The sequence below is a fragment of the Vibrio vulnificus CMCP6 genome (assembly GCF_000039765.1).
GTDB lineage: Bacteria > Pseudomonadota > Gammaproteobacteria > Enterobacterales > Vibrionaceae > Vibrio > Vibrio vulnificus_B.
Genome location: NC_004459.3, coordinates 1191652 through 1207943 on the forward strand (window position 1 = coordinate 1191652; position 16292 = coordinate 1207943).

The following is a 16292-nucleotide window of genomic DNA, read 5'->3' on the forward strand; positions in this document are numbered from 1 at the left end:
CTTACAGGAGCTGATTGTGAAAGACTTATTAAACTTTCTGAAAGCACAGCATAAGACCGAAGAATTTGATGCAATCAAAATCGGTCTGTCTTCACCAGACATGATTCGTTCATGGTCTTTTGGTGAAGTTAAAAAACCTGAAACGATCAACTATCGTACGTTCAAACCTGAACGCGATGGTCTATTCTGTGCGCGTATCTTTGGCCCAGTAAAAGACTACGAGTGTCTTTGTGGTAAATACAAGCGCCTGAAGCACCGTGGTGTGATCTGTGAGAAATGTGGTGTAGAAGTTACTCAGACTAAAGTTCGTCGTGACCGTATGGGCCACATCGAACTGGCTTCTCCAGTTGCTCACATCTGGTTCCTAAAATCGCTACCGTCTCGTATCGGTCTACTCATGGATATCCCTCTACGTGATATCGAGCGTGTTCTTTACTTCGAAATGTACGTAGTCACTGAACCAGGTATGACGGATCTAGAAAAATCTCAGATGCTCACTGAAGAAGAGTACCTGGATCGTCTAGAAGAGTGGGGCGATGAGTTTACTGCGAAAATGGGTGCGGAAGCGATCAAGGACCTACTAGGTTCAATGGATCTGCATGCTGAAGTTGAGCAGATGCGCGAAGAGCTAGATACCACTAACTCTGAAACTAAGCGTAAGAAACTGACTAAGCGTTTGAAGCTGGTTGAAGCGTTTATCTCTTCAGGCAACAACCCTGAGTGGATGATCCTAACTGTACTTCCAGTTCTTCCGCCAGATCTACGTCCTCTAGTACCACTAGATGGCGGTCGCTTTGCGACTTCAGATCTGAACGACCTATACCGTCGTGTGATCAACCGTAACAACCGTTTGAAGCGTCTTCTAGAGCTAGCAGCTCCGGACATCATCGTACGTAACGAAAAACGTATGCTGCAAGAGTCTGTTGATGCGCTACTGGATAACGGTCGTCGTGGTCGTGCGATCACAGGTTCAAACAAGCGTCCTTTGAAATCTCTTGCTGATATGATCAAGGGTAAACAAGGTCGTTTCCGTCAGAACCTTCTAGGTAAACGTGTAGACTACTCTGGCCGTTCTGTAATCACAGTAGGTCCATACCTTCGTCTGCACCAGTGTGGTCTTCCTAAGAAGATGGCACTTGAGCTGTTCAAACCATTCATCTACAGCAAGCTTGAAACTCGTGGCCTAGCGACGACAATCAAAGCGGCGAAGAAGATGGTAGAGCGTGAAGAAGCGGTCGTTTGGGATATCCTAGACGAAGTAATCCGTGAACACCCAGTACTATTGAACCGTGCACCGACACTTCACCGTCTAGGTATCCAGGCGTTCGAACCAGTACTGATCGAAGGTAAAGCGATCCAGCTACACCCACTTGTGTGTGCGGCGTACAACGCGGACTTCGATGGTGACCAAATGGCGGTTCACGTACCTCTAACACTAGAGGCACAGCTTGAAGCTCGTACTCTGATGATGTCGACAAACAACATTCTGTCGCCAGCGTCAGGTGATCCGATCATCGTACCTTCTCAGGACGTTGTATTGGGTCTGTACTACATGACTCGTGAAATGATCAACGCGAAAGGCGAAGGCATGTACCTAGCAGGTCCTGCTGAAGCTGAAAAAGCATACCGCACTAAAACTGCGGCGCTACACGCTCGCGTAAAAGTTCGTATCACTGAGACAGTGGTAGATGAAGATGGTCATAGCACAACAGAAACCAAGATGGTGGATACCACTATCGGTCGTGCAATGTTGTGGCAAATCGTACCGAAAGGCCTACCGTTCAGCATCGTTAACCAAAAGCTAGGTAAGAAGCAGATTTCTAACCTACTTAACGAGGCATACCGTAAGCTAGGTCTGAAAGACACAGTAATCTTCGCTGACCAAATCATGTACACCGGTTTTGCTTACGCTGCACTTTCTGGCGTGTCTGTTGGTATCGACGACATGGTTGTACCACCAGCGAAGTACACGGAAATCGCAGAAGCGGAAGAAGAAGTACGTGAAATCCAGGAACAATACCAGTCTGGTCTTGTAACTGCGGGCGAACGTTACAACAAAGTGATCGATATTTGGGCATCAACCAACGATCGCGTAGCGAAAGCGATGATGGAGAACCTTTCTTCTGAAACGGTTATCAACCGTGACGGTGAAGAAGAGCAACAAGAGTCTTTCAACAGCATCTACATGATGGCGGACTCAGGTGCTCGTGGTTCTGCAGCTCAGATTCGTCAGCTAGCGGGTATGCGTGGTCTGATGGCGCGTCCAGATGGTTCAATCATCGAAACGCCGATCACTGCAAACTTTAAAGAAGGTCTAAACGTACTTCAGTACTTTATCTCAACGCACGGTGCTCGTAAGGGTCTTGCGGATACGGCACTGAAAACAGCGAACTCGGGTTACCTAACTCGTCGTCTAGTAGACGTAGCACAAGACGTGGTTGTAACAGAACACGACTGTGGCACGCTAGAAGGCGTTGAAATGATGCCTCATATCGAGGGTGGTGACGTTAAAGTAGCACTGACTGAGCTTGCGCTAGGTCGTGTGGTTGCTGAAGACATTGTTAAGCCTGGTACTGAAGAAATTCTTATCCCGCGTAACACGCTATTGGATGAGAAATGGTGTCAGATCATCAATGACAACTCAGTTGACAAGATCACTGTACGTTCTGTTGTAACGTGTGACTCTGACTTTGGTTGTTGTGCGCAGTGTTACGGTCGTGACCTAGCACGTGGTCACCTAGTGAACCAAGGTGAAGCAGTGGGTGTAATTGCTGCTCAGTCTATCGGTGAACCAGGTACACAGCTAACAATGCGTACGTTCCACATCGGTGGTGCGGCATCGACAGCAGCAGCAGAAAACAGCGTTCAAGTTAAGAACAACGGTTCTGTTAAGCTGAACAACGCGAAATTCGTTATCAATAAAGATGGCAAGCTAGTAATCACTTCTCGTGCTTCTGAGCTGACTATCATTGATGAATTCGGTCGTACCAAAGAGAAACACAAACTGCCTTACGGTTCTTCACTGAGCAAGGCAGATGGCGACGCAGTAACTGCTGGTGAAACAGTAGCAAACTGGGAAGCGCACACCATGCCAATCATCACTGAAGTGGCAGGTCGTGTTCAATTCGTTGACATGATTGATGGTGTAACTGTTTCTCGTCAAACAGACGATCTAACAGGTCTATCTTCAAGCGAAGTGACGGATGCCGCGGCTCGCCCAGCAGCAGGTAAAGATATGCGTCCAGCTATCAAACTTGTTGATGCGGCAGGTAACGATGTAATGATCCCTGGTACTGATATGCCAGCTCAATACTTCCTACCTGGTAAAGCGATCGTGAACATCGAAGATGGCGCTGAAGTAGGCATTGGTGACACTCTAGCTCGTATTCCTCAGAAATCGGGCGGTAACAAAGACATCACCGGTGGTCTACCACGCGTAGCTGACCTATTTGAAGCTCGTAAGCCGAAAGAGCCAGCTATCCTTGCAGAATACTCTGGTACTGTAAGCTTCGGTAAAGAGACCAAAGGTAAGCGTCGTCTGATTATCACTCGTGAGGGTGGTGAGACATACGAAGAGATGATTCCTAAGCATCGTCAGTTGAACGTGTTCGAAGGTGAGCGTGTTGAACGTGGTGACGTAATTGCTGATGGTCCAGAAGCTCCACACGATATCCTGCGTCTACGTGGTATCCACGCAGTGACCCAGTACATCGCGAACGAGGTTCAGGAAGTTTACCGTCTGCAAGGCGTTAAGATTAACGATAAGCACATTGAGACTATCGTTCGTCAGATGCTACGTAAGTGTACTATTACTCATGCTGGTGACTCTGAGTTCTTACCAGGTGAGACAGTAGAATACTCACAAGTGAAGATTGCTAACCGTAATCTAGAAGCAGAAGGCAAAGAGCCAGCTCGCTTCGAACGTGAGCTACTAGGTATCACTAAAGCGTCTCTTGCAACTGAATCGTTCATCTCTGCAGCATCGTTCCAGGAAACGACTCGCGTACTAACAGAAGCAGCAGTTTCTGGTAAACGTGATGATCTACGTGGCCTGAAAGAGAACGTGATTGTAGGTCGTCTGATCCCTGCTGGTACAGGTTTTGCGTACCACCAAGATCGTCAGGCGAAACGTGCTCAAGAGCAAGAAGGCCCATCTGCTGCGCAAGCAACGGATAACCTAGCGGCGCTACTGAACGCAGGTTTCTCTTCAGACGAGTAATCGCTGATTGAAGCATAAAAAAGGCACCTTTCGAGGTGCCTTTTGTTTATCTATTGCTTGCGCATCGTTTGTCTAGCGACAAAATAAACCCGCATACAGCGGGTTTATCGAGACAATCGAAATCGGAGGCTTGATGGATAGCTAAGCGCCCGGCGGGACGGAAAGGCTATCAGCAATCAGTTGAATCAAGTGATCTTCGACCTCAAAGCGTAATTCAATGATTTCACCAACCTTCGAGAGATCGGGTTCGAAGCTTTCAAGAGGATCATCTTCACCCACACTTGCGTACATATCTGTGAAACTGAGCAAAGGTTCGGTCGTGAGTACGATTTTTGCGTAGGTTTCATTAATCTCTGTCGTGGCTTCAAAACCTGTGGCGCGCCATTTATCCATGACCATGTCATAAATCTTAAAGTGGCCTTCAGAAATATAGTCGACTAAGTGCTGACAGAATTGCTGTAATTCGTGGGGAGAGGGAAGTTCTAAAACGTTGGATTTGGTTGAACAGGGCTGCAGTGCAGCAAGCTTACAATATTCGACAATCAACGATTGACGAGTTTCTAACCAATGGTCAATGACTTCACTAGAGCCACCCCATTGTTCTTGTGTTTGTTTGAATTTTTTTAGCATGACCATGCCCTCATGAGCTCATCACGAAACCGTGATCGTTTCCTTTGCATAGTGAAGCCAGTACCTTGGCAAGTTGACCAACCGGATACAAACTCTTGTCCTTCCTAGAATTTATAGCTTGAAACGACATCGTCTACAAATTCTGGTATGAAATTAGATTGCCAGTAAAATGAATCAACTGCAAGCAATGAGGAATAGGAATGTTATCGAATAGTGACAGTAAGCATGGCCAGAAAGCATATTGGTGCGTTGTATCGGGCAGTGACCTTTGGCTGGTGGACGGGCAACTTCCCCTTGCAACAAGCAATGAGCTCAACTTAGTGGCAGAAAAGGCGCAGAAAATCGGCAGTTATAACAACCATCCCGTCATGTGGCTCAACGAAGCAGATGTCGAGCAGAGTTTAGAAATGCACTCGCTGCGCGAGTGTTTGCATTTTCCTGAACCTCTCTTTTTGCTCATGAGCAAAGCCATTCAATATGGCCATATGACGCAAACAATGCGTTTTTGTCCTCAGTGTGGTGGACGCAACCACCTCAATCACAACCAACTCGCGATGCAGTGTGGGGAATGCCGGACCTTGCATTACCCGAGAATTTTCCCATGTATTATTGTTGCGGTGCGGAAACAGCAGCATATTTTGTTGGCACAGCACCCCAGACACCGTAGTGGTATGTATACCGTGATCGCTGGTTTTGTCGAGGTCGGTGAAACGTTGGAGCAGTGCGTCGCTCGAGAGGTGAAAGAAGAAACTGGTATTGAAGTGACCAATATTCGTTACTTTGGCAGCCAACCTTGGGCATTTCCTTCCAGTATGATGATGGCCTTTTTAGCGGATTACCACGCTGGAGAGTTGAAACCAGACTACAGCGAGTTAGCGGATGCTAAATGGTTCACCAGTGACAATTTGCCCCCCGTCGCACCAACAGGCACGATAGCTAGAGCATTAATAGAACAAACATTGCTTAATATGAGATCTGACTCGTAACTGTATAAAATAACAGCACTTAATCATTTTTGAGACACTTTTATTGATACTCTAATCGGGATGTTATTCTGTAATGATAATCTTATAAATAATGGAGTATGAATTATGAAAGCAAGTTATTGGTTAGGTGCCTTGGTCATTCTGACATTGTCAGGAGCCGCAAATGCCAGCATTGAGATCAAAGCGAAGCGGATGCTGACTGAAAAAACCATGACGGAAAATATGGCGAAGGTGCAAAGTGCATGCGGAAACCAAACGCTGCAGGCCAATATCGATTGGAGTGCTTGGGATGGCTACAACTTTTCGGAAGAAAGATTGGACCCGGTAAAAACCACCGGTTGGCTTGGTGGTCTGATCAACTACATCTATGACGATATGGTGAAGCTTTGCACGACGACTGAACATGCCGAATTATACAAAGCAGAGTTCCAAAAAGTAGAGAAGATCCAATTTGCAGGTCAGGAGTCAATTAAAGCTCGCAAGTCCTCATTCGCATTAGCAGATGGCGGCAAAGTGCTGAATGTTTCGTTGAATCCGAATGCAGCGTATGACTCTTCGACGTTGAAGTACATCAAGCAAGCTTGGAACTAATGACATGAAGAAGACCATTCTCTCTCTCTTAGCCATGTCATTAAGTTTTTCAGCCAGTGCGAGCGACGCTTACAGTATGGAAGATTTGAAGGCGCTGCAAGCTTCGCAAAGTTGGCAAGAATTATTGGCACATGCGAACGATATTCGCCCATCACAGCGTGACACTCAGTGGAAGGCGTTAGTGGAGCAAGCAGCACTGGGTTCTTTTACTCAGTCTATCCAAGCGGGAAATAGCGACAAAGCGATTTATCTTGGGCAAGAAGTGCTACAGGTGTATCCATTTTTGAGTCAGTCAGACGCTTTCACGCAAACTTTCTCTGAACAGTTGGTCAAAGCGGCGCAACCGTGCGTGCGTTACTCTGCTGAAAGCTGTGTGGAGAATTATGGCAATCTGCTTGCAACCTTATCGCCCAAAGCGGAGTTGAGCTTTGCTGAAGGGGTTAAAGTTTACCAGAACGTATCTAAGTCTCTATCAGTGCCATTTTTTGCTTCTGCGGTGAAGCAATCATCTCAATACTGTGCGGATGAAAAAGTAGCGAATGCGCTGCTGTACACTTTAGATCGCCCACAAAATGCGAATTTTGCCTTGGCAAAAGAAGTGGCAACCACCGTTTGTGTCGGGACGGCTTTAGCAAATTTTGAAAATTATGTTATCGAATCCAAATCGGTTCGAGCGGCTCTTTGTCCGACTTATGTCAGCAAAGGCTATGTAAAAGGCATCATTAAACAAGTGTGTGAATCTTGATTAGATGCAACTTAAATGTGAAAGGTCACCAGATTGGTGGCCTTTTAATTTGTTGAAAAATAAATAAAAAAAACCCTCCGAGAGGGAGGGGGTAAGTAAGATGTCGTTATGAGATGCTGAACACTGAGTGTTCAGTTTGTAATTATAGTTTTCGCTAGCGAACAAATTTTTAACACTGTTACTTGTTGGGTGCAAACTAAGCATTGATTTAAAAGTTAATAACTTGATCCAGGGCGCAAAGCAGGCGGTATTTTGTGCTAAATCAGTGTTAGAATGGCGCTCTTATAAAAAAGCCTAACAACTGGAATTACGGAATGACTGAATTAAAAAATGATCGTTATCTGCGTGCATTACTGAAAGAGCCTGTAGATTGCACACCGGTATGGATGATGCGTCAGGCAGGTCGTTACCTACCAGAATACAAAGCAACGCGTGCTCAAGCTGGCGATTTCATGTCTTTGTGTAAAAATGCAGAGCTTGCGTCTGAAGTGACTCTTCAACCACTGCGCCGCTTTCCGCTGGATGCTGCCATTCTGTTCTCTGATATCCTGACTATCCCAGATGCGATGGGATTGGGTCTGCGCTTCTCAACAGGCGAAGGCCCGATCTTCGATAACCCAATCACATGCAAAGCAGACGTCGAAAAAATCGGCGTGCCGGATCCAGAAGGTGAGCTGCAATATGTCATGAACGCTGTGCGTCAAATCCGCAAAGACTTGAACGGTGACGTACCGCTGATTGGTTTTTCTGGTAGCCCGTGGACACTCGCCACTTACATGGTTGAAGGCGGCAGCTCAAAAGCCTTCACTAAGATCAAGAAAATGATGTACGCAGAACCACAAACTCTGCACCTACTTCTCGATAAGCTAGCAGACAGCGTTATCGAATACCTAAACGCGCAAATTAAAGCAGGTGCGCAATCAGTGATGGTATTTGATACGTGGGGGGGCGTACTGACGCCGCGTGACTACAACCTCTTCTCACTGCAATACATGCATAAGATTGTGGATGGCCTGATTCGTGAAAACGATGGCCGCCGTGTACCCGTGACGCTCTTTACGAAGAATGGTGGCATGTGGCTAGAGCAGATTGCGGCTACGGGTTGTGATGCCGTTGGTCTTGATTGGACCATCAACATTGCAGACGCAAAAGCGCGTGTCGGTGACAAAGTGGCCCTGCAAGGCAATATGGATCCATCGATGCTCTACGCATCTCACGATCGCATTCGTGAAGAAGTGGCCTCTATCCTAGAAGGATTTGGCCATGGTGGTACTGGACACGTGTTCAACTTGGGTCACGGTATCCATCTTGACGTTCCACCAGAAAACGCAGGTGTCTTTGTTGAGGCGGTTCACGAGCTTTCTAAGCCATACCACCAATAAAAAGCACTCTCTGTTAGCCATTAAAAACCAGCTTCGGCTGGTTTTTTGTTTGTCGGTTCTACCTCAGCGGTGTACAGCGAAAGGTGCTTTTGGGTTGCCATGATCTCAATGCTTTTTAGATCTCAACCTTGCTCGGGGAAAGTAGCTGATGCACTTGTTGGCGAAGGTAGGGCACGGTTTGTTCTTCAAACCAAGGATTCTTTCTCAACCACAGTGTATTTCTTGGCGAGGGATGAGGAAGTGGCAGGTAATCGGGTAGCCAAGCTTGCCAATTTTGTACCGTTTCAGTCAGTGTTTTTGGTTTGTTCGACAGATAACGGTTTTGTGCATATTGACCAATCAACAGTGTCAGTTCGATATTGGGTAAGTGTTTCAGTAAGGCCTCATGCCACAGTGGTGCGCACTCTTTTCGTGGCGGAAGATCGCCAGATTGCCCTCGTCCGGGATAGCAAAATCCCATCGGCATGATGGCGATCTGTTTTGGGTCATAAAAAGTCGGCTTTTCAATGTCTAACCACACTCTTAAGCGATTACCACTGGCATCATTCCACGGAATGGAAGTGTGGTGGACTTTGGTGCCTGGCGCTTGTCCGATGATCAAAATTTTCGCCTCTGAGTGAGCTTGAACCACAGGGTTAGCACCTAGCGGCAAGGCGGAGGCACACACTTGGCAAGCCCGGATTTGAGTTAACAGCGGCTCAAGTGGCATGCATCAATACCCTTTGGTGAAGCTGACTTGATGGTTGAGCGGGTACCCTTCAAGCCAACGATGGTAATTTTCTGCAAACAGCGCCATCACTTTCTCAGGAAAGCTCAGCGCGGCAATATGCGGCGTGATAGTGATTTGTTTGAGCCCCCAAAATGGATGATCCGTGACGAGGGGTTCTTGTTCAAATACATCTAAGAACGCATGTTCAACCCAGTGATTTTTAATCGCCAAAAGTAGTGCCGCATTGTCAATAACGTCCCCACGTCCAACATTAAATAATAGAGCATGACGACAGTGACTTAGGCTCGCTTGGTTCAACAAGTGGTGAGTGTGTTTTGTGCTAGGCAGAGTGTTGACTACGATGTGCGCTTGCTTCAAGGCCGCTGCCAGCTCATTGATGTGATAGGTTTGCTGAAAATGGCTACCGTTTGGCGGAATGCCTGTGCGATTGACGCCAATGGTGTGTAACCCCATCGCCGAGCAGGCATGCGCAAGATGATTACCTATGCTCCCAGTGCCTAAGATGGTGATCGTTTTGCCCTCTAGGGAAGAGTAGGGATGCGGTTGCCAGAGACGTTGCTGTTGCTGCTCCGCATAGCGGGCCAAGTGGCGATAGTGTTGAATGGCGTAGCCGATGACGTATTCCGCAATCAAGGGGCCAAAAATCCCACGGACATTGGTTAGCTTGTAATCTCGTCGTAACTCAGGTTGCATGAGCGCGTTCACGCCAGCGTAAGTCGATTGTAGCCATTCGAGCTGATGGCACTCAGACAAGCGTGGGGCAATGTGAGGTGGCGCCGCGAGGATGATATTGGCTTGCTCGATGTCCTCAGTGAGTGCTAAATCGGGTAACGCGTGATCAGCAAGCAGTTGGCGATAGGTCTCGTTGTCTTCGGTAACAATGAAAATCTTGTGTTTTGACTGATGCATTAACTTTTTTCCCTGTGGCGAATCAAGTACACTTCCGCTGTCTTTTTCCGCAATGATTGAGTGATTATGCTACAGAATCCCCTACAGGTCCGTTTAGAAAAACTGGAACCTTGGCAACAAATAACCTTCATGACGTGTTTGTGTGAACGTATGTACCCGAACTACGCCATGTTTTGTGATAGCACTGGTTTCGCGGAACCAAGAGGTTATCGCAACATTTTAGACAGTGTATGGGAAATTCTCACGGTGAAAAACGCTAAGGTGAATTTTGAGCGTCAACTTGAGAAGTTGGAAGAGATCTTCCCTAGCGCGGAAGAGTTCGATCTTTATGCGGTTTATCCGGCCATGGATGCGTGTCAATCTCTCTCCACCTTATTGCACGGTTTGCTTGATCGCGACTATCTGTTCGACTCTATGATTAAGATCAGTCAGCAGTCGGTGCAAACGGTGGTGGATTTAGAGCAAGCTCAAGGCAGTGAAGCGATCACCAATGAAAACCAGAAAGCGAACGAAGCGGTTTGTGCTGAATGGGATGTGCAGTGGGCGATTTTCCGTCCTTTACGTGAAGCACAAGAGCGTGATATCGACTTGATTAAAGATTTACGCCAAGAGTTGAGAGATGATCCGATCAGCAACTTGGGCATCACTCTGTCGTAATGATAAACAAAAGGCTCCAATGGAGCCTTTTGTTGTTTTGACACTTGAGTAAGCTACGACTTCGTTTTGTCGTTACTTCCTTCATCTTCATCGTCGTCGCGGCTTTCAATCATACCATGCTTGTTTTTCCAGCGTTCCCAACGTTGGTAAGCCAGTTCTTGCATGTCTTGGCTCTTGTCAGCTTCGTCGATGATCTCTTCCCCGAGTAGATATTCAAAAATATCTTCTAAGGTGACGAGGCCGAGCACGGTGCCATACTCGTCAACCACGATAGAAAGTTGCAAGCGTTTTGCCATCATTTGATCAAACGCTTTAGGCAAAGCAAGCGTGTTCATGATGACGTGAATAGGGCGCATCACGGAACCCAGTTGTTTCTCTCCTGCCCCAGATTGCTGCAGTTTGAATAGCTCTAAGCGGTGGACAAAACCAATGATGTTGTCTTTCTGCTCGCTGTAAACCAGTGGGCGTGAGAAAGGCGTTTCCTTGTGTTGTGCCAAAAATTCGTTGATGGTCATGGTTGCTTCAACGCGAAAGACCACGGGTCGAGGCGTCATCACCTGTGTTACTGGCACATCTTGAATGCCGAGCAAGTTACTCAGAATTTTAGACTCACCCTCGGCAAACTCGCCGCTTTCACGCGCCAAAATCGCCATGGCTGACAGCTCATCGCGCATTTTTGGGGTTTCTTGATTGCGAGCAAGACGCTTGGTGATTTGCTCAGAGAACCAGACAAAGGGTGTTAGGGCCCAGACCATCCAACGCAAGGTGCTGGCGGCTGAAGGCGCCAGTTGTCGCCAGTAAGTGGCTCCAATGGTTTTAGGGACGATTTCCGAAAGCACAAGAATACCGAGCGTTAGGACACCAGAGAATACCCCCAACCATTCGCTGCCGAAAACCACTGCCGCTTGCGCACCCGCTGTCGCAGCACCAATGGTGTGAGCGATGGTGTTCAGCGTCAGGATGGAAGCCAGTGGGCGATCGATATCCGCTTTGAGTTTCGTCAGTTGTGCCGCAGCTGGGTGCCCTTGTTGTCTGAGCTGGGCGATGTAACTCGGACTGATGCTGAGCAAGACGGCTTCTAGCACCGAACAAATAAAGGAAACACCAATAGCAATCGAAATATAGATAGTAAGCAGTAGCATAGTTGCCCTTGAAGAAATCCCTCAATCACATCTGCCGTGAGGTAAATCGTATTATAGGAGTATGGCAGCCCCTTATAAATAGGTGCTTTGAGGCTGAAATCCAAGAGCTTTATGTGGTTATTCGGTAACAATTTGTGAGTTATTACTCAGAAAACGGTTAAAAGTAAGGCATTGAAGCGAAAGAATGACGACAAACCTTTGCCAGACGGGGGCTTTATGCTTTAGAGTGAAATGAATTCGATAACCTATGAGAAGGGAAACCTAATGAACAAGACCCAATTAATCGACTTTATCGCAGAGAAAGCAGACCTATCTAAAGCACAAGCGAAAGCTGCTCTTGAAGCTACTCTTAACGGTGTGACTGACGCACTAAAAGAGGGTGACCAGGTTCAACTAATTGGTTTTGGTACATTCAAAGTAAACCACCGCGCAGCACGTACTGGCCGTAACCCTAAAACGGGTGATGAGATCCAAATCGCTGCAGCAAACGTTCCTGCATTCGTAGCAGGTAAAGCACTGAAAGAATCAGTAAACTAATTGCTCTGCACCGGAGATTCTCTCCGGTGCCTTTTTTAAATTGCCTGACATCATGAAAAAACGACTGCTCTCCCTGACTGCCCTCCTAATCCTTGCTGGTTGTTCTTCAGCACCAAGACCAAACCTGGAACAATTCACTCATTTCTCTGGTGGCCAGACGATGGGCGATGCGACGAGTTTCTATTGGGTGACGGACAAACTGACAGGGCCGCATAAAGCGTCGGACTATGTTTTTTCTGGTGATTACGGTTGGTATCAAAGCGAATATCGCTGGGATGAAGGCGCATTACGAGAGTTGATTCGAGAAGGTGAGCAGCTTGATAGCAAGTTAGGCTTAGTACCTTATCGAATCCACGTTCGATTTAATGTTGAAGGGGATGCGGTTTATCAGCAGTATCGCCTTAACGGGAAAGTTCTCCCTATCCAAAAAGAACAGTTGCAGCGCTACCAATACGAAGCGGATGCATTGGTTAAAGAGACCAAGCAGCAAGCGCGCGAGGGCTTGGAGTTGGTCCAAGGGTATTGGGATGGGGAAACGTTTGAAACCTGTAGTGGAGAGGAATATTCGAAACTTGAGTTTAATCAGACCCTCCCAGGATTTGTGGTTAACCGCTTGGCCAGTGTCGACAGCTATGTGGCGTTTTTAGGCAAAAAATCTTCACGTCGTTTGGAAGTAGAAACGTTACTGTTATTAGATGAAGACGATCGAGACTGCGTGGAAAAGCCCGTGTTGCTTGAAGAGTAAGACTTACTCCGTTAGACGAATGAAAAGACAAAAGGCGCAAAATGCGCCTTTTGTTTTCTTTGCCAACTGATGTTGTTGTTATTTTTGTTGCTCGCGAGCGATAGCACGGTAGCCAATATCGTTGCGGTGGAACATGCCTTCCCAACGGATCTGTTTTGCCAGCTCGTACGCGCGTTGCTGCGCTTCTGATACGCTGTTGCCCAGTGCGGTGGCACAAAGAACACGACCACCGTTTGTTACGATATCGCCCTCTTTATTTTCAGTGCCAGCGTGGAAGACTTTTTCGCCTTCAATTTCAACTTGAGGTAGGCCAGAGATCACGTCGCCCTTGTTGTACGCCGCTGGATAGCCACCCGCTGCAAGCACAATACCGATCGATGCGCGAGGGTCCCACTTGGACTCGACTTGATCCAGTTTCTTGTCGATGGCCGCGAGGCACAATTCCACAAGATCCGATTCCATGCGCATCATGATAGGTTGCGTTTCTGGGTCACCAAAGCGGCAGTTGTACTCGATCACTTTTGGTGTGCCATCTTTGTCAATCATCAAGCCGGCATAGAGGAAGCCCGTGTATGGGTTACCTTCGGCTGCCATGCCACGCACGGTAGGGAAGATCACCTCTTGCATAACACGGTTATGGATCTCTGGTGTCACCACTGGTGCGGGTGAGTAAGCGCCCATACCGCCGGTGTTTGGACCGGTGTCTTTATCGCCGACACGCTTGTGGTCTTGGCTGGTGGCCATTGGCAGTACGTTTTCGCCATCCACCATCACGATGAAGCTCGCTTCTTCGCCATCAAGGAACTCTTCGATCACCACGCGGCTGCCTGCCTCGCCAAAGGCGTTGCCTGCGAGCATGTCTTTGATTGCTTCTTCCGCTTCTTCCAGCGTCATCGCGACAATCACGCCTTTACCTGCCGCAAGGCCATCTGCTTTCACCACGATTGGCGCGCCTTGTTCACGTACATAGGCCAGTGCTGGCTCGATGTCCGTAAAGTTTGCGTACGCCGCCGTCGGGATTTGGTGACGAGCAAGGAAGTCTTTGGTAAATGCTTTAGAGCCTTCAAGTTGCGCAGCCGCTTGGGTAGGGCCAAAAATTGGCAGGCCTGCTTCATAAAACGCATCAACGACACCCAGTACGAGTGGCACTTCAGGACCGACGATGGTCAGTTCAATGGCTTTCTCTTTAGCAAACGCCACTAAACCGGCAATGTCTTCAACGGCGATGTTGACGTTTTCTAGCTTAGGCTCAAGTGCGGTACCAGCGTTACCCGGCGCGACGAAGATTGTCTCCACATTGGGGTTTTGCGCGGCTTTCCAACCTAGAGCGTGTTCACGACCGCCGGAACCAATTATCAATACATTCATCTCATCATCCTCAAATCTTGCAAAAAGAGGTGCCTGATAAGGCACCTCTGATAAAAACTAGTGGCGGAAGTGGCGCATGCCCGTAAAAATCATCGCCATACCGTGTTCATCTGCGGCGGCAATCACTTCGTCATCACGCATCGAACCACCAGGCTGAATTACACATTTAATGCCAGCTTCTGCTGCTGCATCAATACCGTCACGGAATGGGAAGAAGGCATCAGAGGCCATGACGCAACCCTCAACTTGTAGGCCTTCGTCTGCCGCTTTAATGCCAGCAATCTTCGCTGAGTAGACGCGGCTCATTTGGCCAGCGCCCACACCAATAGTCATATCGCCTTTAGAGTAAACAATCGCGTTCGATTTTACGTACTTCGCCACTTTCCAGCAGAATAACGCGTCTTTGAGTTCTTCTTCCGTTGGCTGGCGCTTAGACACGACTTTAAGGTCATCTAGGCTGACCATGCCTTGGTCGCGATCTTGAACCAGTAGGCCGCCGTTCACGCGTTTCACGTCAAAGCCCGTTGTCTTCGTTGTCCACTCGCCACACTCAAGCAGACGAACGTTTTTCTTCGCTGCCACCACTTCCATCGCTTCAGCCGATACCGAAGGGGCAATGATGACTTCAACAAATTGGCGCTCAACAATAGCGGTGGCCGTTTCTGCGTCTAGCTCTTGGTTGAAGGCGATGATGCCGCCAAATGCGGATGTCGGATCGGTTTGGTAAGCGCGGTTGTACGCCTCTAGGATGTCTTTACCTAGCGCTACGCCACATGGGTTAGCGTGCTTAACAATGACACAAGCTGGCTCATTAAACTCTTTCACACACTCAAGCGCTGCGTCCGTGTCTGCGATGTTGTTGTAAGAAAGGGCTTTGCCTTGGATTTGGCGAGCGGTAGCAACCGATGCTTCTTGTGGGTTGGCTTCAACATAGAAAGCGGCTGCTTGGTGGCTGTTCTCACCGTAGCGCATGTCTTGTTTTTTGATGAACTGCTGGTTGAAAGTGCGCGGGAATTTGCTCTCTTCATCACCTTCTTTGTTCTCTCCGTATGAAGGAACCATAGTGCCGAAGTAGTTCGCGATCATGCCGTCGTAAGCAGCGGTGTGTTCAAAGGCTGCGATAGCGAGGTCGAAACGCGTTTCTAGAGTAAGCGACGTGTCGTTGGCGTCCATTTCTGTGATGACGCGATGGTAGTCTGAAGCGTTGACAACGATAGTCACGTCTTTATGGTTTTTCGCCGCAGAGCGAACCATGGTTGGGCCACCGATGTCGATGTTTTCAACCGCGTCAGCCAGTGTGCAGCCTTCTTTAGCGACAGTTTCTGCGAATGGGTAGAGGTTAACCACCACCATGTCGATCGGGTTAATGCCGTGTTTTGCCATGACCTCATCGTCTTGGCCACGACGACCGAGCACACCACCGTGAACTTTCGGGTGAAGCGTTTTAACGCGACCGTCCATCATTTCTGGGAAACCAGTGTAGTCAGAGACTTCAGTGACTGCGATGCCTTGCTCTGCAAGTAAACGAGCAGTACCGCCAGTCGATAAGATATCGACACCGCGCTCAGCAAGAGCTTGCGCAAACTCAACAATACCGGTTTTGTCTGATACGCTGATAAGCGCACGGCGAATAGGACGAGCGTTGTTCATG

The 16292-nt window shown here is 48.0% G+C and carries 14 protein-coding genes; 8 read left to right on the forward strand and 6 right to left on the reverse strand.

Annotated elements, in window-relative coordinates; genetic code table 11:
- Window positions 1–16: 16 nt before the first annotated feature.
- Window positions 17–4219, forward strand: a complete 4203-nt coding sequence (rpoC, locus tag VV1_RS05725; RefSeq protein ID WP_011079202.1) for a DNA-directed RNA polymerase subunit beta' — start codon at window positions 17–19, stop codon at window positions 4217–4219.
- A 141-nt stretch (window positions 4220–4360) separates the two neighbouring features.
- On the opposite strand, the gene VV1_RS05730 is transcribed toward rpoC, so the two are convergent.
- Complete coding sequence (locus tag VV1_RS05730; RefSeq protein WP_011079203.1) at window positions 4361–4855, reverse strand: Rsd/AlgQ family anti-sigma factor; 495 nt, start codon at window positions 4853–4855, stop codon at window positions 4361–4363.
- A gap of 194 nt (window positions 4856–5049) precedes the next feature.
- Between VV1_RS05730 and nudC the strand changes: the two genes are divergently transcribed.
- The 4 genes from nudC (at window position 5050) to hemE (ending at window position 8553) form a co-directional block, all read left to right on the forward strand.
- Entirely contained in the window at window positions 5050–5835 is a 786-nt protein-coding gene (gene nudC, locus VV1_RS05735) for an NAD(+) diphosphatase (protein ID WP_011079204.1), read from the forward strand.
- A 105-nt stretch (window positions 5836–5940) separates the two neighbouring features.
- Window positions 5941–6426 (forward strand): hypothetical protein, encoded by a 486-nt coding sequence (locus VV1_RS05740; RefSeq protein WP_011079205.1) that lies wholly within the window; start codon window positions 5941–5943, stop codon window positions 6424–6426.
- Window positions 6427–6430: 4 nt separating this feature from the next.
- On the forward strand, window positions 6431–7171 hold the full coding sequence (locus VV1_RS05745) for a hypothetical protein (RefSeq protein WP_011079206.1): 741 nt from the start codon (window positions 6431–6433) through the stop codon (window positions 7169–7171).
- A gap of 314 nt (window positions 7172–7485) precedes the next feature.
- Window positions 7486–8553: a uroporphyrinogen decarboxylase gene (gene hemE, locus VV1_RS05750; protein WP_011079207.1), complete on the forward strand. Its 1068-nt coding sequence runs from the start codon at window positions 7486–7488 to the stop codon at window positions 8551–8553.
- 115 nt (window positions 8554–8668) lie between these two features.
- Here the strand turns inward: hemE and VV1_RS05755 are convergent, their stop codons facing one another.
- Window positions 8669–9262: a uracil-DNA glycosylase family protein gene (locus VV1_RS05755; protein WP_011079208.1), complete on the reverse strand. Its 594-nt coding sequence runs from the start codon at window positions 9260–9262 to the stop codon at window positions 8669–8671.
- A 3-nt stretch (window positions 9263–9265) separates the two neighbouring features.
- Window positions 9266–10192 (reverse strand): D-2-hydroxyacid dehydrogenase, encoded by a 927-nt coding sequence (locus tag VV1_RS05760; RefSeq protein ID WP_011079209.1) that lies wholly within the window; start codon window positions 10190–10192, stop codon window positions 9266–9268.
- A gap of 66 nt (window positions 10193–10258) precedes the next feature.
- Here VV1_RS05760 and VV1_RS05765 point away from each other — a divergent pair, with 66 nt between their 5' ends.
- Window positions 10259–10849 carry a YjaG family protein gene (locus tag VV1_RS05765; protein ID WP_011079210.1) on the forward strand — a complete coding sequence of 197 codons (591 nt, stop codon included), beginning with the start codon at window positions 10259–10261 and terminating at the stop codon, window positions 10847–10849.
- Window positions 10850–10902: 53 nt separating this feature from the next.
- Here the strand turns inward: VV1_RS05765 and VV1_RS05770 are convergent, their stop codons facing one another.
- On the reverse strand, window positions 10903–11991 hold the full coding sequence (locus VV1_RS05770) for a CNNM domain-containing protein (protein WP_011079211.1): 1089 nt from the start codon (window positions 11989–11991) through the stop codon (window positions 10903–10905).
- A gap of 264 nt (window positions 11992–12255) precedes the next feature.
- On the opposite strand from VV1_RS05770, the gene hupA reads away from it, so the two are divergent.
- Window positions 12256–12528: a nucleoid-associated protein HU-alpha gene (hupA, locus tag VV1_RS05775; protein WP_011079212.1), complete on the forward strand. Its 273-nt coding sequence runs from the start codon at window positions 12256–12258 to the stop codon at window positions 12526–12528.
- A 52-nt stretch (window positions 12529–12580) separates the two neighbouring features.
- The gene (locus tag VV1_RS05780; protein ID WP_011079213.1) at window positions 12581–13273 is read left to right on the forward strand and encodes a DUF1481 domain-containing protein; all 693 of its coding nucleotides are present in this window, start codon (window positions 12581–12583) and stop codon (window positions 13271–13273) included.
- Window positions 13274–13351: 78 nt separating this feature from the next.
- Here VV1_RS05780 and purD read toward each other — a convergent pair whose 3' ends face one another.
- Window positions 13352–14641 (reverse strand): phosphoribosylamine--glycine ligase, encoded by a 1290-nt coding sequence (purD, locus tag VV1_RS05785; protein ID WP_011079214.1) that lies wholly within the window; start codon window positions 14639–14641, stop codon window positions 13352–13354.
- Between the two features lie 57 nt (window positions 14642–14698).
- On the reverse strand, window positions 14699–16291 hold the full coding sequence (gene purH / locus VV1_RS05790) for a bifunctional phosphoribosylaminoimidazolecarboxamide formyltransferase/IMP cyclohydrolase (RefSeq protein ID WP_011079215.1): 1593 nt from the start codon (window positions 16289–16291) through the stop codon (window positions 14699–14701).
- Window position 16292: the final 1 nt, after the last annotated feature.